Raw genomic sequence first — 19548 nt, 5'->3', positions numbered from 1 at the left:
ATCGGTTAACAGACTGTTAGCATCGAGCCTCACCACCCCCCGCCAAACCGTCACCATCGGTGAACCATCTGTGGCTTGCGTGTGAACTTCATTTATGAATAGATTGTTCGTAGGCGCATCGCAAGAATGCGCGGGAGGATATCGTCAGCATGCCCAGTCAAGCGACAGCACTGTCGTCGGGCTTTGACGCCAGCGTAACGCCGCTGGTGGAAATGCACGACATCGACAAGGCCTTTCCGGGCGTGCGGGCTCTGTCGCATGCCCGCTTCGAGCTGCGCGCCGGGGAAGTGCATGCCCTGATGGGCGAGAATGGCGCCGGCAAGTCGACGCTGATGAAAATCCTCTCCGGCGTCTATACCCGCGATGCCGGCGATGTGCGGCTCAATGGCCAGTCGGTTGAGATCACCAGCCCGCGCCAGGCGCAGGACATGGGCATCGGCATCATCCATCAGGAGCTGGCGCTGATGCGCGACCTGACGGCGGCGCAGAACATCTTCATCGGCCGCGAACCGCGCAAGGCCTTCCTGCTCGACGAAGCGGCGCTCAATCGCAATACCCAGGCGATCTTTGACTCGATGAACCTCAAGCTCGAGCCGACGGTGCGGGTCGAGACGCTGACCATTGCCAAGCAGCAGATGGTCGAGATCGCCAAGGCGCTGAGCTACCAGTCGCGCGTGCTGATCATGGACGAGCCGACTGCGGCACTCAACGATGCCGAGATCGCCGAGCTGTTCACCATCATCAACCGGCTCAAGGCCGAGGGTGTTGGCATTGTTTATATCTCGCACAAGATGGACGAGATCAAACGCATCTCGGACCGCGTCACCATCATGCGCGATGGCGAATATGTCGGCACCGTGCCGGCCATGGATACGCCGATGGAAACCATCATTTCCATGATGGTGGGCCGCACGCTGAGCAATGACGCGCTGGTCATACCCAATACGTCGGCCAATCCGGTGGCGCTGGAAGTGCGCGGGCTCAATCGCGGCCGCGAAATACGCGACGTCAGCTTTTCCGTGCGCAAGGGCGAGATCCTCGGCCTCGCCGGGCTGATGGGCGCCGGGCGGACGGAGGTGGCCCGCGCCATTTTCGGCGCCGATCCGCGCGAGAGCGGCGAAATCTGGGTCAATGGCAATCGCGTCGGCATTTCCGCGCCGCAGGACGCGGTGCGCGCCGGCATTGGCTATCTCTCGGAAGATCGCAAGCAGTTTGGCCTCGCGACCGGGTTGGACGTGCGCAACAATATTGCCCTGGCCAGCCTCGAACGCTTCACCGGCCCCGGCGGCGTGCTCAATGACCGTGGCATGCAGGACGTGGCGCAGAAATATATCACCCAGCTGGCGATCAAGACGCCGAGCGATACGCAGGAAGCGCGGCTGCTGTCGGGCGGCAATCAGCAGAAGGTGGTGATCGCCAAATGGCTGCTGCGCGACTGCGATATCCTGATCTTCGACGAGCCGACGCGCGGCATCGACGTCGGCGCCAAGGCGGAAATCTATAAGCTGCTCAATGCGCTGGCCGAGCAGGGCCGGGCCATCATCGTCATCTCCTCCGAACTGCCGGAAATCCTGCGGCTGAGCCATCGCATCGCGGTGATGTGCGAGGGACGGCTGACTGGGGTGTTGCCGGGTGGCTCCTCGCAGGAAGAGATCATGCGGCTGGCCACCTTGCGGCCGAGCGCCGTGGCGGAAACCCATTCTGAACGGAGATCGGCATGACCGAAACCGCAATTCCCGCCGCCAAGTCCGGGCCGCGTATCTCGGGGGCTTTTCACCGGCTGTTGGCCTTTTCCGGGCTGATCGCGTTGGTCGTGGTGTTCAGCCTCGCCTCGCCCAATTTCATGCAGACCCAGAATGTGCTGGCGATCCTGCAGGCCACTTCGGTCAATGGCGTGTTGGCGATTGCCGCGACCTTGGTAATCATTACCGGCGGCATCGACCTGTCGGTCGGCACATTAATGACCTTTTGCGCGGTGATCACCGGCGTGGTGCTGACCAATCTCGGCCTGCCGTTGCCGCTGGGCATCCTGGCTTCGATCCTCGCCGGCACCTTCTGCGGCCTGGTTTCGGGCACCATCATCGCCAAGCTCAAAGTGCCGCCGTTTATCGCGACGCTCGGCATGATGCTGATCCTCAAGGGCCTGTCGCTGGTGATTTCGGGCACCAAGCCGATCTATTTCAACGACACGCCCGGCTTCAACCAGATCGCCCTCGGCTCGGCCGTAGGCTCGGTGTTCCCGGCCGTACCCGTGCCCAATGGCGTGCTGGTGCTGTTCCTCGTCGCCGGGCTTGCCGCCTTCGTTTTGAGCAAGACCGCGCTCGGGCGCTACACCTTTGCGCTGGGCAGCAATGAGGAGGCCGTGCGCCTCTCGGGCGTCAATGTCGATCGCTGGAAGATCGCCGTCTATGCCGTGGCCGGCTCGATCTGCGGCGTGGCCGGCCTGCTGATCGCCAGCCGGCTCAATTCGGCACAGCCGGCGCTGGGGCAGGGCTATGAGCTCGACGCCATCGCGGCCGTGGTCATCGGTGGCACCTCGCTTTCAGGCGGACGCGGCACGGTGGTCGGCACGCTGATCGGCGCGCTGATCATTTCCGTGCTGGCCAATGGCCTGCGCATTCTTTCAGTGGCCCAGGAATGGCAGACGGTGGTGACCGGCTGCATCATCATCCTGGCCGTCTATGCCGATATCCTGCGGCGCCGCACCCTGTAGCGCCCAAGATCACCGCGCCACACGGCGCCAACACGAGGCCGAAACGGCCCAAACCGAACGCATTCAACACCCCATGGGAGGAACCATGCTTACCAGACGTACCCTGCTCGGCGCCATCAGCGCGCTGGCTCTTCTGACCGCCGGCGGCGCTGCCTCGGCCCAGGAAAACTACGACATCGCCCTGATCTCCAAGGGCTTTCAGCACCAGTTCTGGCAGGCCGTGAAGGCCGGTGCCGACAAGGCTGCCGCCGAACTGGGCGTCACCGTGACCTTCGAAGGTCCGGAAAGCGAAACCCAGGTCGACCGCCAGATGGACATGCTGGCCGCCGCCCTGTCGCGCAATCCCGACGCCATAGGCTTTGCCGCGCTGGACAGCCAGGCCGCCACGCCATTGCTGCAGCAGGCCAAGGATGCCGGCATTCCGGTGATCGCTTTTGACTCCGGCGTCGATAGCGACATCCCGCTGACCACAGCGACCACCGACAACGTCGCGGCGGCTGCTCTGGCGGCTGACAAGATGGCCGAACTGATCGGTGGCGAGGGCAAGGTGGCCGTGGTCGCCCATGACCAGACCAGCCGCACCGGCATCGACCGCGTCGACGGCTTCGTCAACCGCATCAAGGAAAACTACCCCAATATCGAAGTCGTCTCGGTGCAGTACGGTGGCGGCGACCAGCTGCAGTCGACCGAAATCACCAAGTCGATCCTGCTCGCCAACCCGGACCTCAAGGGCATTTTCGGTGCTAACGAAGGCTCGGCCATTGGTGTCGCCAACGGCAAGACCGAACTGGGCTCCAACATCGTCGTCATCGGCTTTGACTCCGGTGCAGCGCAGAAGGGCATGATCACTTCGGGCGTGATGAACGGCGCCATCACCCAGAACCCCGTCGGCATCGGCTATGAAACCGTCGCCGCCGCGGTCAAGGCGCTGAAGGGCGAAAAGCTTGAGCCAGTGATCGATACCGGCTTCTATTACTATGACGCCGCCACGATGGCCGACCCGGAAATCGCGGCCGTGCTGTACGACTAAGACCAACGGGCCGGGTGGCGACACCCGGCCTTCTTTTCCCAGGAATTTTCATGGCTGATCTCACCGGTAAAATCGTCCTCATCACCGCCGCCGCACAGGGCATTGGCCGGGCTTCGGTGGAGGCCTTCGTCAAGGCCGGCGCCAGCGTGATCGCCACCGATATCAATGCAGAAAAGCTGAACGAGCTGGATGGTATGGCGGGCGTCACGACGCGGCTGCTGGACGTGCTCTCGGGCGAAGCGGTCAGGCAGGCGGTGGCCGAGATTGGTCGGATCGACGTGCTGTTCAACTGCGCCGGCGTGGTGCATTCGGGCACGGTGTTGGAGATGAGCGACCGAGACATGGATTTTGCCCTCGACCTCAATGTCAAAGCGCAAATCCGCACCATCCAGGCCGTGCTGCCGCAGATGCTGGAGCGTCGGGATGGCGCCATCATCAACATGGCGACGGTGGCGAGTTCGGTGAAGGGCGTGCCCAATCGCGCCGCCTATTCGATTTCCAAGGCGGCGGTGGTCGGGCTGACCAAGTCGATCGCGGCCGACTATACGACGCAGGGCATCAGGGTGAATGCCATCTGCCCAGGCACGGTGGATTCACCCAGCCTGCACGAGCGCTGGCATGCGACGGGGGATTTCGAGGCGGCAAAAGCCGCCTTCATCGCACGCCAGCCGATCGGCCGCATTGCGCGACCCGACGAGGTGGCGGACCTGGCGGTCTATCTCGCCGGCGCGACCTATACGACGGGGCAGGTGCATATCATCGACGGCGGCTGGACCGCCTGAGTTACGAGGCGAGGCGCATCGCCATCACGCGGTTTCGCCCGGCCGCCTTGGCGGCATAGAGCTGCCGATCGGCTTCATTGAGGACATCATGCAGGCCTTCGCTGCCCCCCGCAAAGCTGGCGACCCCAAGGCTCACCGTCACGGCGGGCAGGGTGTGGCTGTCGAGCGCCAAGGCGGCCACGGTCTTGCGCAGCACTTCGGCGACCTTGGTGGCGCCGGCAGCATCGGTGTGATGCAGCAGGGCGACGAATTCCTCGCCGCCAAAACGGGCGAAGCAGTCGCTGTTGCGCAGGGCCGCCTTGCAGGCTTGGGCCACGTCATGCAGCACGTCGTCGCCAATGGCATGGCCATGCGTGTCGTTGATCGCCTTGAAGTGGTCGAGATCGAGCATGACCACCGAGAAGGGCGTGCCGGCGGCCTTGGCCTCGGCGAAGGCCTGTTCGGCCTGGATCATGAAGGAGCGGCGGTTGGCGACGCCGGTCAGCGCATCGGTTTCGGCCGCCAGCTTCAGCGCCGTCTGCGTGGCTTTGAGCTGATAGGCCATCTTGAACGCGGTCGAGCTAAGCCCTGGCGCCGTCAGGGCTGGCGATATGACGGCAACAATCATGCCATACCAGAAGAAGTCGTTGGGCCCCGGAATCAGCAGCATGACCACAGCCGTGGTCAATACCGAACCGGTAATGGCGACCGCAGTCCCAAAGGCCACGGCGCCCAGCATGCCCATGCGCAGCAGCCAGGCGTAATAGCGAGCATAGGCTCGCCCGAGAAAATTCTGTGTCACCTGCGTCCCCGTCGTCCACCGTGGCAGGGCAATAGTGTCACGCCTGACGGCTCCGTTCGGTTAAGCCAGATGCTTAATGAATTCCTTCCGCGCATTTTTACTGTTTCGCCGAGTTTGCCATGACCAAGATTACCTCGCTCAAGACCCACGACCTGCGCTTCCCGACCTCCGCTTCGCTCGATGGTTCGGACGCCATGAACCCCGATCCGGACTATTCGGCGGCCTATGTGATCCTCGGCACCGACGGCAGCCATGAAGGCCATGGCCTGACCTTCACCATCGGCCGGGGCAATGAAGTGGTGGTGGCGGCGATCAAGGCGCTCGAGTCGCGCGTGATCGGGCTGGAGCTGGGCTGGATCGCCGAAAACCCCGGCCGCTTCTGGCGGCATGTGACCGGCGACAGCCAGCTGCGCTGGATCGGGCCGGACAAGGGGGCGATGCATCTGGCCACCGGCGCGGTGGTCAATGCGGTGTGGGACCTGTTGGCGAAGGATGCCGGCAAGCCGGTGTGGCAGCTGGTGGCGGATATGACGCCGGAGCAGCTCGTGGCGATCGTCGATTTCCGCTACCTCACCGACGCCATCACGCCGGACGAAGCGCTGGCGATCTTCCGTAAGGCTGAAGCCGGCAAGGCCGAGCGCATCAAGACGCTCAAGGCCGAGGGTTACCAGTGCTACACGACCTCGGCCGGCTGGCTGGGCTATAGCAATGAGAAGCTGTCGCGGCTGGCCAAGGAGGCGGTGGCCGAGGGTTTCAACCATATCAAGATGAAGGTCGGCCGCGATCTGGAGGATGATATCCGGCGCTTGGAAATCGTGCGCGAGATCATGGGGCCGGATCGGTTCCTGATGATCGATGCCAACCAGGTCTGGGAGGTCGATCAGGCCATCGACTGGGTGAAACAGCTATCGCGCTTCAAGCCCTACTTTATCGAGGAGCCCACCAGCCCGGATGACGTCTCCGGCCACCGGGCTATCCGGCAGGCGATTGCGCCGGTCAAGGTGGCGACCGGCGAAATGTGCCAGAACCGCATCCTGTTCAAGCAGTTCATCAAGGACGGAGCGATCGATATCGTCCAGATCGATGCCTGCCGCATTGGCGGGCTCAATGAGGTGCTGTCGGTGCTGCTGATGGCCGCCAAATACGGCCTGCCGGTCTGGCCGCATGCCGGCGGGGTCGGCCTCTGCGAATATGTGCAGCACCTGTCGATGATCGATTATCTGGTGGTCTCGGGGACGAAGGAGGGCAGGGTGATCGAATATGTCGACCACCTGCACGAGCATTTCGTCGAGCCCTGCGAGATCGTCAATGCGGCCTATATGCCGCCGAAACAGCCGGGGTTTTCGATTGAGATGAAGGCGGCGAGCATCGTGGAGAATGAATTCCGGGGGTAGGTCCGAGTACCCCCACCTAGCCTCCCCCTGATAGGGGGAGGAACAGATCCAGCTTGCGGCACCATGTTGCCAAACCCACCAGCCGGATTCCTCCCCCTTTTCAGGGGGAGGTTAGGTGGGGGTATTCTTTCTAACCAGTTTAGTTCGCCCACTCGCCGCCGCGCATCACCGGCTCAGAACTGCCATCGGCATGCACACCGTCGATGTCGATCTTGTCGCTGCCGATCATCCAGTCGATGTGAATATTCGACGTATTGCCGCCCTGGGCGGAAATCTGCTCCTGGGTCAGGTCCTTGCCGCCGACGAAACAGTCCGAATAGCACTGGCCCTGCGCAATGTGGCAGGAGGCGTTTTCGTCGTAGAGCGTGTTGAAGAACAGGATCCCCGAGGCCGAGATCGGCGATGAATGCGGCACCAGCGCCACTTCGCCCAGATGACGCCCGCCCTCGTCGGTGTCGAGCACCTTGTTGAACAGGTCCTGGTTTTTGCTCGCCTTGAACTCGACCAGCCGGCCGCCTTCGAAGCGCGCCTGCATATCCTCGATCAGCGCGCCGTTGTGCGACAGCGGCTTGGTGCCGGCGACATAGCCATCCACCCGCAGCTTGTGCGGCGTGGTGAAGACTTCTTCGGTCGGGATGTTGGGATTGCAGGTGATGCCATTCTTGGCTTCCGAAGCGCCGCCCTTCCAGCGATGGCCATCGGCCAGGCCGACGGTGAGATCGGTGCCGGGTCCGGTGTATTTCAGCGAGGCGAACGCCTTGCCGTTGAGCCAGGTCCAGCGCTTCTTGAGATTGGCATTGTGCTCCTTCCAGGCGGCGATCGGGTCTTCCTGGTCGACACGGCTGGCCTTGAAGATGGCGTCGGCCAGCTTGGTGACGGCCTCTTCTTCGCTGTCATTGGGAAACACCAGCTTGGCCCAGGCGGTGGTCGGGTAGGAGACGATGTTCCAGTTGATGTCGAAGCCGGTGATCAGCTGCAGCGCCGGCTTGTAGGCGGCCGAATTGGCGCGCATGGCGCGGGTGACTTTTTCGGGGTCCTGGCCGGCCAGCATCATCGGATTGTCGCCCGAAATGGCGAGGCGCGCGGCATTGTTCTTGAAGGCTTCGGCGACGCCCGAATGCAGCCAGCCGGCGGCGCGGTCAAAGCTCGCGTCATTGGCATATTTGTAGCGGGCGAGGGTGGATTCCTCGTCGGAATAGAGCGTGGTGACGAGGCCGGCGCCGGCCTTGTAGGCATGCTCGGTGATGCGGCGGACCAGCGGCGCAGCCGTCATCGGCGCGGTAATCACCAGGTCCTGGCCCTCGGCCAGTTGCAGGCCGACCTTGATGGCAACCTGGGCGAGCTTGTCGAGCTTGACGGGATCGATGGTCATTTTGGGCGAATGCCTCTTGGTTTTGGAATCTGACTGGGCGGGAGCCTAGCCCCGGCGGCAGCGCATTGCCACCCGCACCAATCGGAAAATTCCTTGACCTGAATCAAGCGGGGAAATCCCCGCAGGAGGAGGGTGCGGCAGCTGTTCAAGGAGAAAGAAATGGTTGCCGGGGTGCATTGGGAGTTGGTTGTGGTGCTGGGGTATTTCGGGGTGTTCGTTGTGTCGGTGGGATACGCGCAATGGCTGGCGCGGGGGATGGATGTGCATCGCGGGGAGGGGCATTGAGCGTCCATTCACGGTGTCATCCAGGCCTGGAGCCGGGATCCATCTCGAGATCTTACCGCAGCCGCAAGGTCGAGGTTCGAACCACGATCTGGCGGCAGGCTGAGCGATCTCAGGATGGCCCCGGCTCAAGACCGGGGTGACACCGTGGGCGTGGAGAATTTGGGGAAAGCTCAAAGGTGGCGGTCCATGACCAATCCGTAACCTCATTTTTCCTTGCGCTGGCAGGCGGTAGGGGCCATGTGCGGGGTCAATCAACACCGGATATCCATGTCAGCCCTTCCTGCCCGCCGTCGCGCCCTTATGCTGGTCAATCCCAATGCCCGTCGCGGCACGGCTGCGCTCGAACCCGTCATCGAGCGGCTGCGCGCTGGTGGTGTCGACGCGGTGGTCGAGCGTTTCAATACGCCTGACGAGGTCTCGGCCGATATCGCGCGGCGCCGGCACGAGGCGGACCTGGTGATTGTCTGCGGTGGTGATGGCACGATCAATTCGGCGGCCCGCGGCGTGCTGGAAACCGGCCTGCCCTTGGGCGTCATGCCGATGGGCACGGCCAATGACCTGGCGCGCACGCTGGGCATTCCCGACGATCTGCTGAAGGCCGCCGATATCATCGTGGCCGGCCATACCAGCCGGGTCGATCTCGGCGAGGTCAATGGCCATCCGTTTTTCAACGTGGCCAGCCTCGGCCTGTCGGTCGATCTTGCCAAGGGCCTGACGCCTGAGGCCAAGCGGCGCTGGGGCAAGCTGGGCTATGCCATGGCGGCGACCAAGGTGGCGCTGAAGGCCAAGCCGTTCCGGGCGGAGATCATCAGCGATAGTGGAACGGTCAAGGTCAAGACACTGCAGATCGCGGTGGGCAATGGCGTGCATTACGGCGGTGGCACGGTGATCCATGCCGATGCGACGATCGAGGACGGGCATCTCGATCTTTATTCGCTGGAGCTCAAGAATGTCTGGAAATTCGGCCTGATGCTCGGTGCGTTCCGGCGGGGTGAACATGGTGCCTGGGACGAGGTGCGGACGGCGAAGAGCACTGAGTTCGATATTCGGACCAGGGAGCCGATGGCGATCAATACGGATGGCGATCTGGTGACACAGACGCCGGCGCATTTTGTCATCCGGCCGAGTGCTGTGACTGTCTTCGCGCCGGCCTGAAAGGCAAAATCGCTCCAGTGGAGCGATTTTTAGGCAAGAAGGCCATGAGACCTGTGCTCGAATGGCGCGCCGGGCGTATGGCGGGTGGTTATTATCTGAGCCTTCCACTCGCGCGAGGTCATCCCGGCTCAAGGCCGGGGTGACACCGTGGGTGGGTGAAAGTGTGCCAACAACCCCTGTGTCTTTCCAGCATCACCCGTTGCAACGTCGCAAAAACCCGGTTGGCAAGACCGAACCACTTCGCTACAAAACGTCCACCGCTTTAGATCTCGAACAAGGGAGGCGTTGTATGGCAGTGACATTCATTCCTCCCCTTTCCGGCATGCCTCGACGTTAGGCCTCTGCCATCCGCGGCCCGCCGTTCAAGGCCCGCCGCTCGCGGTCTTTCCATCACAGCCCGATTGATCTGACGGGATCATTTCGCTTCCCGTTCCGGCTGTGCCTTTCATCTGATGTTTTGAGGGCTGGTCGCCGGAGAACGGCGCCGGACTGTCCCATGAGTCGCAAGAAACTCGACTTCCGTGCCGATGCCTATCGCAACGTGCTCGGCTTTACCTTCCGTCGCTGGGCCGGCCGGCCGGTGGTGATTGGCTTTATCTGCGTGCTGGTGATCGCCTCGACGCTGGCCGAAGTCATGGTGCCGGTGTTTTCCGGCCAGATCGTCGATGCCATTGCCGGCGGACAGACCTCGGCCGTGTCCGAGGCGCTGCGCGCCTTTTTCATCGTGGTGGGCCTGGGCCTGCTCAGCGTGGTGCTGCGCTGGTTCATCTTCCAGGGCGTCATCCGGCTGACCATCCGCATGATGTCGGAAGTGGTGCAGGACGGTTTTCACCGCGTGCAGCGCTTTTCGACCGACTGGCATGCCAACAGCTTTGCCGGCTCGACCGTGCGCAAGATTACCCGTGGCATGTGGGCGCTGGATTCGCTCAATGACCTGCTGCTGGTGGCGCTGCTCCCGAGCTTTGTCATGCTGGTTGGCGCCAGCGTCATCCTCGGCTCCTATTGGCCCGTCATGGGCCTGATCGTGGGCCTGGGCTCGGTGATCTATATCGGCGTCACAGTGATGCTTTCCATGGGCTATGTTTCGCCGGCGGCCAGCCTTGCCAATGCCTGGGACACCCGGCTCGGCGGCGCGCTGGCCGATGCGGTGAGCTGCAATTCCGTGGTCAAGGCCTTTGGCGCCGAGGACCGTGAAGAGGAGCGGCTGCGCCACGTGCTGGGCAAGTGGGATATCCGTACCCGCCGCACCTGGAAGCGCGGCACGCTGAGCGGCACCATCCAGGGCTTCATGATGGTCTCTATGCAGGCCGGCATCCTCGGCACTGGCCTCATCATGTGGCAGCGCGGGCTGGCGACGCCGGGCGACATCACCTTTGTGCTCGCCATGTTCTTCGTGCTGCAGGGCTATCTACGCGATGTCGGCCAGCATATCCGCAACCTGCAGCGGGCGGTCAACGACATGGAAGAGCTGGTGGCGCTGAGCAAGACGCCGCTCGGCATCGACGACAGGAAGGGCGCCAAGGCCATTGCCATCGGCAAGGGCGAGATCGCCTTCGATCACGTCACTTTCCAGTATGGCAGCCATCCGACGCCGCTCTATCGCGATTTCTCGGTGACCATTGCACCGGGCGAACGCGTGGGTCTGGTTGGCCATTCGGGCTCGGGCAAGACCACCTTCGTCAAGCTGATCCAGCGGCTCTATGACGTCAATGACGGCAGCATCCGTATCGACGGGCAGAATATCGCCGATGTGCAGCAGGCAAGCCTGCGCGGCCAGATCGCCATCGTGCAGCAGGAGCCGATCCTGTTTCACCGGACGCTGGCCGAGAACATCGCCTATGCAAGGCCCGAAGCAACGCGGGCCGAGATCGAGCTGGCGGCGCAGCAGGCCAATGCGCATGACTTCATCCTCAACCTGCCCAAGGGCTACGAAACCCTGGTCGGCGAGCGCGGGGTGAAGCTCTCGGGTGGCGAGCGGCAGCGCGTGGCGATTGCCCGGGCGTTCCTGGCCGATGCGCGGGTGCTGATCCTTGACGAGGCGACCTCGAGCCTCGACAGCGAGAGCGAAGTTCAGATCCAGGAGGCGATGGAACGGCTGATGGAAGGCCGCACCACGCTGGTGATTGCCCACCGTCTGTCCACCGTGCGGGCGCTGGATCGCCTGCTGGTGTTCGACAAGGGGCGGATCGTCGAGGAGGGCGACCACCAGGCACTGATCCGGCTGCAGGGCGGGATTTACCGGAGGCTGTTCGAGCGGCAGGCGCTGGAACTGACTAAGGGGCTGGTTGCGTAACCGTCTTTGACGGGATGTTGCAGTCGACACCCTCCCCCTTGAGGGGAGGGATCAAGGGAGGGGGTAGGCCACGAGCACTGAGCTTATGGTACGATACCCCCCTTCCTGCTCGATGACGGACTTAGCAAAGGGCTAAGTCCTATCTCGCTTCCCTCCCCTCAAGGGGGGGTGGTCGACTGAGGGTCTTGTTCTGGGCCAAACAAAAAACGCCGGGGCTTGTGCCCCGGCGTTTTGCTGATCGGCTGTGCTGGCTTACGCCGCGCGGGACATGCCGCGGCGGGTGATGGGGGCCTCACTCACCTTGAAGATCTCGACGATCGCATCGAGCTGCGTCGCCTGGTTTTCCGTCTGCTCGATGGCGGCATTCATTTCTTCGACCAGCGCGGCATTGTGCTGGGTCATTTCGTCCATCTGGCGGACGGCGATCGACACTTCGGTGATGCCGGTCGACTGTTCCTGGCTGTCGCGCGAAATGCCTTCCATCAGGGTCGAGGAGGAGCGCACGCCTTCCAGCATGCCGTTGAGGCGGTCGGCGGCATCGGCCACGAGGCGGCTGCCGTCGCGCACTTCCTTGGCCGACTGCTCGATCAGCACCTTGACGTCAGCCGAGGCCGAGGCGGCGGACTGGGCGAGGCGTCGCACTTCGACGGCGACCACGGCAAAGCCCTTGCCGGCATCACCGGCGCGGGCGGCTTCGACCGAAGCGTTGAGGGCGAGCAGATTGGTCTGGAAGGCGATGTCGTCGATCAGCCCGATGATGTTGGAGATCTTGGCCGAGGAGGTGGTGATGCGCTCCATGGCGCCGGTGGCCTGGGCCATTACCGCGCCGCCCTGTTCGGCCGAGACGGTGACCTTGGTTGCATTGCCATTGGCATCCTGGGCGCGCTTGGCGTTTTCCATGACGGTGGTGGCGAGCTGTTCCATGGCGGCCGAGGTTTCCTCGATGGTCGCCGCCTGGCGGGTGGTGCGCTCGCTGAGGTCATTGGCGCCGGCGAGGATTTCGCTGGTCGCGGTCTTGAGCGAGCGCGAGGTGCCGCGCAGCTGGGCGACGATGTCGGCCAGCTTTTCCGCCACGGCATTGGTATTGTCCTTGAGGGCACCGAAGGCGCCCTGGTAGTGGCCGGTGACGCGCTGGGTCAGGTCGGTATTGGCGATGGCCGAGAGCACGGTGCCGGTTTCGGCGAGGCCACGATCGACGGTTTCCACCAGGCCATTGACGCTGGCGGCAAGGCTGTTGAGTTCGTCATCGCTGAAATCGGTCGGCACGCGCTGGTTGAAGTCGCCGGCGCTGGCGGCCTTCATCACCGAACCGAGTTCGGCCTGCAGCAACGCCATCATATCGGCGCGCTCGACGATCGAGAGATTGCGCATGGCCTCTTCGGCGCTAAGGGCGGCGACGCGCTTGGCGTTCTGGCGGAACACTTCCACGGCGCGGGCCATGGCGCCGATTTCGTCCTTGGCATCGGCATTGTCGATGGAGACGTCGAGCTTGCCATCGGCCAACTCGCTCATGGTCTGGGTCAGCTCACGCACCGGATTGACGATGGTACGACGGCCGATCAGCAGGCTGGCGCCGAGGCCGATGACGATACCGACGGCGGCCGAGATGGCGAGGGTCAGCATGGCGGTGAAGGCCGAGGCTTCGGCGGCGCTGCGCATGTTGCCCATCAACTCGCCCGAATAGGTGGAGTAGATCTTGATGGTATCGGTCACCATCTGCTGGGCAGCCAGGGCCTCGCCCAATGCCGCCGTAAGAGCCGCCGCATCGAACGGCTGTGCCGCCGCGACATCCAGCATGGTCTGCACTTCAGCATAATAGCTGTCGATCATTGGCTTGGCCGCGTTGAGCTGCTTGAGCTCGGTCGCATCCGAACCGGCCTCGATGATCGGGAAGCGCGCCTGCATCTCGACCTTTCGCTTCTCGAAATTGGTGACGAAGTCGGCGACTTTTTCCGGATTGACCACCAGCTGATAGGTCATGCGGCTCATGCCGATGACGTCGAGGCGCAGGTCCATGGCTTCGCGGGCGGCCACTTCCTTGGCACCCACATTGTTCATCACATTGCTCAGCGAACTCAACTCGCGCCAGCCGATGGCGGCAATGGCTGTGGCGACGACGCCCATCAGCAGGACGGTAAGAACCAGCTTCTGCAGGATCGGAATATTGCGGAAATTCATGACTTTACCTGTCGCCCCAAGAGATAGTCCGCGGGCTTCTGCCCCGGAGTTGTCCATAGCTCTCGGTGAATCTGCTTAAATTACCGTGAAAATACTCGCGTTTCGAAGGTTTGCATGGGTCTCATGCAGCGCACGGGAGTATTGGCCCCGGTTTTACGAACGATGCCTTCGGTCTGGTGCCAATGGCCGCAAGACGGGGCCGGGTCTATATCTTGCTCAATTGTTGAATTTTGAGGACCTCGTCATGATCGACGCTTCCGTACAGACCAATGTGAAATCCAAACCCCTGCTGCCGCTGAGCACGACGCTCGGTCCCGTGCATATCGCCGTCACCGACCGCGCCAAGGCGCTCGCCATCTGGCAGGACGTCGTCGGCCTCGAGCTGATCTCCGAGACCGGCAATGCGCTGGCGCTGGGCGCTGGTGGCAAGGTGTTGATCGTGCTGGAAACCGGCGCCACCCGCCCATCGGTGCCACGCACCATCGGGCTCTATCATGTGGCGGTCCACGTTCCCCATCGCGTCGATCTGGCACAGATGGCGGTGCGGGCGCTGCAGCGCAATGTGCGGATTTCGCCGACCGATCACCTGGTCAGCGAAGCCATCTATCTATGGGACCTCGACGGCAATGGCATCGAGATCACCTTCGAGACGCCTTGGCGCGGCACGCTGGGCGATCCCGACAAGGGCGAGACCTATGCCGTGACCACCGAAGGCAAGCCGCACTCAGGCCGCGACCCCATCGACCTCGATGGCCTGCTGGCTGAGCTGGGCGAAAGCCCGGTGCTGCTGGCCCGCATGCCGGCTGGCACGCGCATCGGCCATATCCATGTGCATGTGAACGACCTTGGCCTGGCGATGGATTTCTATCGCGACGTCATCGGTTTTGCCGGTTTCCTGTTGATCCATTCCTTCGGCATGGGCGACGTCGGGCTCGACTACATGCCCCATACCGTGGCCTTCAACATCTGGTCCGGCCCCAATGCGGCGCTGCCGCCGGCCGGTGCGGCCGGCCTGCGCTTCTTCCATATCGTGCTGCCCGATGCGGTGGCGCTGGAGGGCGTCAAGGCGCGGCTGGATGGCGTCAAGGCGCCGTTCTCGCTGATAGAGGGCGGGATCGAAACGCAGGACCCGTTCGGCAATCGCATCAAGGTCGTGCTGGCCTAAACTGTCCCTAACATGTTAGTCCTCCCGGTGAAATATCGGGAGGATTTTCATGCGGGCCATATCCTGCGCTGCGCCGGGCGAACTGGCGCTGATCGATATCGCGCGGCCGGAGCTCAAGCCCGGCTGGGTGCGGGTCGGCATCAGCCATATCGGCATCTGCGGCACCGATTATCACATCTACGAAGGCAAGCACCCCTTCCTGCAATATCCGCGCATCATGGGCCATGAGCTGAGCGGCGTGGTGCGCGACGCCAATGGCGCGGCAACGCTTCGCGATGGCGACGCGGTGGTCATCAATCCCTATCTGCCCTGCTACCAATGCCCCGCATGCCGTGAGGGCAAGACCAATGCCTGCGAGACGCTGACCGTGCTCGGCGTGCATGGCGACGGCGGCATGGCCGAGGAAATCGTCCTGCCCGAAGCCAATCTCTACAAGGCCGACGGCCTGAGCCTGCGCGATGCCGCCATGGTGGAATTTTTGGCCATCGGCGCCCATGCCGTGCGGCGCACTGAGCTCAAGCCGGGCTGGCGCGTGCTGGTGGTCGGCGGTGGACCGATCGGGCTGGGCGTGGCCTTCTTTGCTGGTATCGCTGGAGCGGATGTGACCATTCTCGATGCCGCCGCCGATAAGCTGGAAGCGGCGCGCGGCTTCGGCTTTGGCGCGGTGTCGCTGGACGAGCGCGACGGGACCGGGTTCCGGCAGAGCATGGGCACCGGCTTTGATGCCGTCTTCGACGCGACGGGTTCGATTCCGGCGATGAACCAGGCGGTGACCTACTGCCGCAATGGCGGTGCGCTGACCCTGGTCGGCGTGGTCAAGGGCACGCTCAGCTGGGAAGATCCGGAAATCCACCGGCGCGAACTGACCATCCGCGCCTCTCGCAATGCCACTCGCGAGGATTTCGACCATGTCATGGCCTCGATCCGCAACGGCCTTGTGCCAACCGATCAGCTTGCCACACATGCTACGAGCTTTGAAGACGTGCCGGTCAACCTGCCAAAATGGGCGCATGAGCGGAACGGGCTGATCAAGGCGATCATTACGCTCTAGAACCGGAGAAGATCATGCGCACAGCCGACGACGTTTTACGCTTCTGGTTTGCCGAGCATACCAAGGACGACTGGTTCGGCGGCAAGGCGGAGTTCGATGCCGAACTGGCGGCGCAATTTGCCGAGACCCATGCGGCCGTGGCGCGGGCCGAGGCCTGGGAATGGCGCACGACGCCCGAGGGCCGGCTGGCCGAGATCATCGTGCTGGACCAGTTCTCGCGGCAATTGCACCGTGGCTCTGCGGAAGCCTTCGCGCAGGACAAGATGGCCACGGCTTTGACGCAGGAGGCGATTGCGGTCGGCGCCGACCAGGCCATTGCCATGGAACGGCGGATGTTCCTGTTCATGCCCTTCATGCATGCGGAGTCGCTGGTGATCCAGGAGGAGGGCGTGAAGCATTTCGAGCAGTTCGGGCCCGACATGCTGAAGTTCATGACCGGGCATCGCGATTGTATCGCGAAGTTTGGGCGGTTTCCGTTTCGCAACAAGGCGCTGGGTCGGGAGAGCACGGCGGCCGAGGTCGCCTATATGCAGGCGCAGGGCGATAGTATGTTTTGAGGGGACCTCGGACTGCCGCTGAGGTTGCCCCATCCACGATGTCACCCCGGCCTTGAGCCGTGGCCCATCTCGAGATCACGCCACAGCCGCAAGGTCGATCGAACGAGCCACCTTGCGGCAGACCAGAAATCTCAGGATGGGTCCCGGCTCAAGGCCGGGATGACATCGAGAGTTTGGAATGGCCGGTTGCAAACACGCTATCGGGACAGCAACCCCGGTTCCACCAGCGCACCCTTTTGCCCGATCACCACGCCGGCCACCCGGTGACCCTCTTCGGCACTTTCCCGCAACCCCTTGCCAGCCAGCCGTGCCGAGAGATACGCCCCGTTAAAGCTATCCCCAGCCCCAGTCGCATCCACCACCTTGGCCCCCGGCTTCGGCGCAACCCGCACCCGCTCGCTCGCCGTAGCGATCAGCGCTTCCCCCGCACCATCCTTGACCACCACTTCCTCGACACCCAGCTCGAGATAGCGATCTGCCGTATCCTCCACCGACTTGTCGCCAAACAGCGGGGCTTCGTCGGTATGGGTCGGCAGTACCACGTCGCACAGCGTGGCGGCGGCGGTGAGCACCGAGGTCATGACGCGCGGGCTGGTCCACAGGGCAGGGCGGATATTGGTGTCGAACACCACGCGGGCACCGGCATCGCGCGCCTTGACGATCGCGCCGAGCAGCCGGCCACGGGCGCGCGGGGCGAGGATGGCCAGCGTGATCCCCGAGAAATACACCATGCTAGCGCCCTTGACGGCGGCGGCGAGCGCTTCCTTGTCGTCGGCCAAAAGCTTGGCGGCACTCGTATCGCGCCAATAGGTGAAGTGACGGTCGCCCTTATCCTGGTGGATCATATAGAGACCGGGGCGGCGGCCGGGCACGGTGCGGATATGGCTGGTGCCGATATGATTGGCATCGAGAAAGCCGCGGATATCGGAGGAATAGCGGTCTTCGCCAAGGCCGGTGAAATAATCGACCGACCAGTCCTTGCCGAGCAAAGCGCGCATGTACCAGGCTGTGTTGAGCGTGTCGCCGGCATAGCCGAGGCGATACTGGCGATCCTCGCCGCCGCTCATTTCGATCATGCATTCCCCGATGCTGACGAACCGCTTCTGTGTCAAAGCCCTTGCCCTCCGCTATCGACCCAAGGCTTATGCCGGTAAAGCCGATTTGGCCGCAAGTCACTATCTTCCATACAAGAATGGAAGGCCTTATGGTGGCGCCGCATTTACCCCGGAGTCGACCATGACGCGTCTCAGCGCCGCCACCCTTGCCAATGTCCCCGCCGGCGTGCGCCTGCCCGATTATGACCGCGAGCAGATCACCCCGGGCATTGTGCATCTGGGCATCGGAGCCTTTCACCGCGCGCATATGGCGGTTTATGTCGATGATCTGCTGAAGACCCATCCCGATTGGGCCATTGTCGGCGCCAGCCTGCGCCGGCCCGATACCAAGGAAGCGCTTGAGCCGCAGGACGGGCTGTACACCGTGGCGGTGCGCGATGCAGAGGGGACGCACCCGCGGGTCATCGGCTCGATCCTGAAAGTCCTCGACGCCAATACGCAGCGCGAGGAGCTGCTGGCGCTGATGGCCAGCCCGCAGATCCGCATCGTCTCGCTGACCGTCACCGAAAAGGGCTATTGCCACGATCCGGCGACCGGCGAACTCGACCAGCGCCACCCTGACGTCGTGCATGACCTGGCCAATCCGACCGCGCCGAAATCCGCACCTGGCATGCTGGTGGAAGCGCTGGCCCGGCGGCATGCTGCGGGCATCACCCCCTTTGCGGTGATGAGCTGCGATAACCTGCCGAGCAATGGCGCGACGGTGAAGCGCATCGTCAGCAAATTCGCCGCGCTGCGCGACCCAGCGCTGGGCGAATGGATCAGCACCGTGGCTTTCCCCGGCACCATGGTCGACCGCATCGTGCCCTCGACCACCGATGCCGACCGCGAAACTGTGGCCGGCCTGATCGGCGCCGAAGACGCCTGGCCGATCGTCACCGAACCCTTCACCCAATGGGTGATCGAGGATCATTTCCCCGACGGCCGCCCGCCCTTCGAAAAGGCCGGGGCGCAGATGGTCAGCGACGTCGAACCCTTCGAGCGCATGAAGCTGCGCATGCTCAATGGCAGCCATTCGACCATGGCCTATCTCGGCTATCTGGCGGGCTATGAATATATTTCCGACGTGATGGGCGATGCGGATTTCGTCGCGCTGATCCATGGGCTGATGACCGAAGAGGCCATGCCGACGCTGGACATGCCGCGCGATGAACTCGAAAGCTACCGCGACGACCTGCTGCAGCGCTTCCGCAATCCGGCGCTGAAACACCGCACCTGGCAGATCGCCATGGACGGCTCACAAAAACTGCCGCAGCGCCTGCTCGGCACCATCCGCGATCGCCTTGCCGCGGGCCAGCCTTTCGAGCGGCTCGGCCTCGGGGTAGCGGCCTGGATGCGCTATGTGGTGGGGATCGACGAGAATGGCGAGAGCATCGACGTGCGCGATCCGTTGGCGATGCGGATGATGGCGATTGCGGCGGACAATATCGATGATGCCGAGGAGCTCTATATCGGCCTGGCAGCGCTGACCGAGGTGTTTGGCACGGATCTGGGCGACAACCAGACCTTCGGCGAAACGGTGGCGACGCATCTGGATAGTTTGTTCGAGATTGGGGTGCGGGAGACAGTGGCGGAGGTTGTTGCTGAGAACGACTGAAGGTTCAGTCGACACCCTCCCCGTTGAGGGAAGGGATCAAGGGAGGGGGTGGGCCCCACGCACTGAGCTCGCGGACAAAT

At 63.2% G+C, this 19548-nt stretch carries 16 protein-coding genes; 12 read left to right on the top strand and 4 right to left on the bottom strand.

What is annotated here, in order from left to right:
* Positions 1 to 149: 149 nt before the first annotated feature.
* The 4 genes from BM045_RS17350 to BM045_RS17335 all read left to right on the top strand — a co-directional run bounded on the left by BM045_RS17350 (position 150) and on the right by BM045_RS17335 (position 4525).
* Positions 150 to 1721 (top strand): sugar ABC transporter ATP-binding protein, encoded by a 1572-nt coding sequence (locus BM045_RS17350; RefSeq protein WP_210185038.1) that lies wholly within the window; start codon positions 150 to 152, stop codon positions 1719 to 1721.
* Positions 1718 to 2713: an ABC transporter permease gene (locus tag BM045_RS17345; RefSeq protein WP_092185515.1), complete on the top strand. Its 996-nt coding sequence runs from the start codon at positions 1718 to 1720 to the stop codon at positions 2711 to 2713. Before BM045_RS17350 ends, BM045_RS17345 begins: the two co-directional genes overlap by 4 nt.
* A gap of 85 nt (positions 2714 to 2798) precedes the next feature.
* Complete coding sequence (locus tag BM045_RS17340) at positions 2799 to 3743, top strand: ABC transporter substrate-binding protein (RefSeq protein WP_092185513.1); 945 nt, start codon at positions 2799 to 2801, stop codon at positions 3741 to 3743.
* Positions 3744 to 3793: 50 nt separating this feature from the next.
* The gene (locus tag BM045_RS17335) at positions 3794 to 4525 is read left to right on the top strand and encodes an SDR family oxidoreductase (protein ID WP_092185511.1); all 732 of its coding nucleotides are present in this window, start codon (positions 3794 to 3796) and stop codon (positions 4523 to 4525) included.
* 1 nt (position 4526) lies between these two features.
* On the opposite strand, the gene BM045_RS17330 is transcribed toward BM045_RS17335, so the two are convergent.
* Complete coding sequence (locus BM045_RS17330; protein WP_092185509.1) at positions 4527 to 5306, bottom strand: GGDEF domain-containing protein; 780 nt, start codon at positions 5304 to 5306, stop codon at positions 4527 to 4529.
* Positions 5307 to 5425: 119 nt separating this feature from the next.
* On the opposite strand from BM045_RS17330, the gene BM045_RS17325 reads away from it, so the two are divergent.
* Positions 5426 to 6700: an L-fuconate dehydratase gene (locus tag BM045_RS17325; RefSeq protein WP_092185508.1), complete on the top strand. Its 1275-nt coding sequence runs from the start codon at positions 5426 to 5428 to the stop codon at positions 6698 to 6700.
* Between the two features lie 139 nt (positions 6701 to 6839).
* On the opposite strand, the gene BM045_RS17320 is transcribed toward BM045_RS17325, so the two are convergent.
* Positions 6840 to 8072 carry an aminopeptidase gene (locus tag BM045_RS17320; protein ID WP_092185506.1) on the bottom strand — a complete coding sequence of 411 codons (1233 nt, stop codon included), beginning with the start codon at positions 8070 to 8072 and terminating at the stop codon, positions 6840 to 6842.
* 132 nt (positions 8073 to 8204) lie between these two features.
* Here BM045_RS17320 and BM045_RS19000 point away from each other — a divergent pair, with 132 nt between their 5' ends.
* The 3 genes from BM045_RS19000 to BM045_RS17310 all read left to right on the top strand — a co-directional run bounded on the left by BM045_RS19000 (position 8205) and on the right by BM045_RS17310 (position 11805).
* Positions 8205 to 8357 carry a hypothetical protein gene (locus BM045_RS19000; RefSeq protein WP_170848562.1) on the top strand — a complete coding sequence of 51 codons (153 nt, stop codon included), beginning with the start codon at positions 8205 to 8207 and terminating at the stop codon, positions 8355 to 8357.
* Positions 8358 to 8624: 267 nt separating this feature from the next.
* Entirely contained in the window at positions 8625 to 9512 is an 888-nt protein-coding gene (locus BM045_RS17315) for a lipid kinase (protein ID WP_092185504.1), read from the top strand.
* A gap of 496 nt (positions 9513 to 10008) precedes the next feature.
* Positions 10009 to 11805 (top strand): ABC transporter ATP-binding protein, encoded by a 1797-nt coding sequence (locus BM045_RS17310; protein WP_092185502.1) that lies wholly within the window; start codon positions 10009 to 10011, stop codon positions 11803 to 11805.
* 252 nt (positions 11806 to 12057) lie between these two features.
* Here the strand turns inward: BM045_RS17310 and BM045_RS17305 are convergent, their stop codons facing one another.
* On the bottom strand, positions 12058 to 13983 hold the full coding sequence (locus BM045_RS17305; RefSeq protein ID WP_092185500.1) for a methyl-accepting chemotaxis protein: 1926 nt from the start codon (positions 13981 to 13983) through the stop codon (positions 12058 to 12060).
* Between the two features lie 244 nt (positions 13984 to 14227).
* Between BM045_RS17305 and BM045_RS17300 the strand changes: the two genes are divergently transcribed.
* The 3 genes from BM045_RS17300 to BM045_RS17290 are packed head-to-tail and all read left to right on the top strand — an operon-like array spanning position 14228 to position 16756.
* Complete coding sequence (locus BM045_RS17300; protein WP_139198831.1) at positions 14228 to 15148, top strand: VOC family protein; 921 nt, start codon at positions 14228 to 14230, stop codon at positions 15146 to 15148.
* Between the two features lie 49 nt (positions 15149 to 15197).
* A complete protein-coding gene (locus BM045_RS17295; RefSeq protein WP_092185496.1) occupies positions 15198 to 16199 on the top strand; it encodes a zinc-binding alcohol dehydrogenase family protein in 1002 nt (333 codons plus the stop codon).
* Between the two features lie 14 nt (positions 16200 to 16213).
* Positions 16214 to 16756 carry a DUF924 family protein gene (locus BM045_RS17290; RefSeq protein ID WP_092185494.1) on the top strand — a complete coding sequence of 181 codons (543 nt, stop codon included), beginning with the start codon at positions 16214 to 16216 and terminating at the stop codon, positions 16754 to 16756.
* 197 nt (positions 16757 to 16953) lie between these two features.
* On the opposite strand, the gene BM045_RS17285 is transcribed toward BM045_RS17290, so the two are convergent.
* Positions 16954 to 17868 (bottom strand): sugar kinase, encoded by a 915-nt coding sequence (locus tag BM045_RS17285; protein ID WP_280139483.1) that lies wholly within the window; start codon positions 17866 to 17868, stop codon positions 16954 to 16956.
* 124 nt (positions 17869 to 17992) lie between these two features.
* On the opposite strand from BM045_RS17285, the gene BM045_RS17280 reads away from it, so the two are divergent.
* Positions 17993 to 19468 (top strand): mannitol dehydrogenase family protein, encoded by a 1476-nt coding sequence (locus BM045_RS17280; protein WP_092185569.1) that lies wholly within the window; start codon positions 17993 to 17995, stop codon positions 19466 to 19468.
* Positions 19469 to 19548: the final 80 nt, after the last annotated feature.

Source organism: Devosia sp. YR412, assembly GCF_900110945.1.
Lineage (GTDB): Bacteria > Pseudomonadota > Alphaproteobacteria > Rhizobiales > Devosiaceae > Devosia.
The sequence above is the reverse complement of the archived record's forward strand: the minus strand, read 5'-3'. Positions and strand labels throughout refer to the sequence as shown.

What these genes read in the sequence shown, in the direction of transcription:
- BM045_RS17325 (WP_092185508.1), top strand. Translation starts at nt 5,426, where the DNA reads ATGACCAAGATTACCTCGCTCAAGACCCACGACCTGCGCTTCCCGACC.
- BM045_RS17345 (WP_092185515.1), top strand. Translation starts at nt 1,718, where the DNA reads ATGACCGAAACCGCAATTCCCGCCGCCAAGTCCGGGCCGCGTATCTCG.
- BM045_RS17280 (WP_092185569.1), top strand. Translation starts at nt 17,993, where the DNA reads ATGACGCGTCTCAGCGCCGCCACCCTTGCCAATGTCCCCGCCGGCGTG.
- BM045_RS17340 (WP_092185513.1), top strand. Translation starts at nt 2,799, where the DNA reads ATGCTTACCAGACGTACCCTGCTCGGCGCCATCAGCGCGCTGGCTCTT.
- BM045_RS17350 (WP_210185038.1), top strand. Translation starts at nt 150, where the DNA reads ATGCCCAGTCAAGCGACAGCACTGTCGTCGGGCTTTGACGCCAGCGTA.
- BM045_RS17295 (WP_092185496.1), top strand. Translation starts at nt 15,198, where the DNA reads ATGCGGGCCATATCCTGCGCTGCGCCGGGCGAACTGGCGCTGATCGAT.
- BM045_RS17300 (WP_139198831.1), top strand. Translation starts at nt 14,228, where the DNA reads ATGATCGACGCTTCCGTACAGACCAATGTGAAATCCAAACCCCTGCTG.
- BM045_RS17315 (WP_092185504.1), top strand. Translation starts at nt 8,625, where the DNA reads ATGTCAGCCCTTCCTGCCCGCCGTCGCGCCCTTATGCTGGTCAATCCC.
- BM045_RS17335 (WP_092185511.1), top strand. Translation starts at nt 3,794, where the DNA reads ATGGCTGATCTCACCGGTAAAATCGTCCTCATCACCGCCGCCGCACAG.
- BM045_RS17290 (WP_092185494.1), top strand. Translation starts at nt 16,214, where the DNA reads ATGCGCACAGCCGACGACGTTTTACGCTTCTGGTTTGCCGAGCATACC.
- BM045_RS17320 (WP_092185506.1), bottom strand. Translation starts at nt 8,072, where the DNA reads ATGACCATCGATCCCGTCAAGCTCGACAAGCTCGCCCAGGTTGCCATC.
- BM045_RS17310 (WP_092185502.1), top strand. Translation starts at nt 10,009, where the DNA reads ATGAGTCGCAAGAAACTCGACTTCCGTGCCGATGCCTATCGCAACGTG.
- BM045_RS17305 (WP_092185500.1), bottom strand. Translation starts at nt 13,983, where the DNA reads ATGAATTTCCGCAATATTCCGATCCTGCAGAAGCTGGTTCTTACCGTC.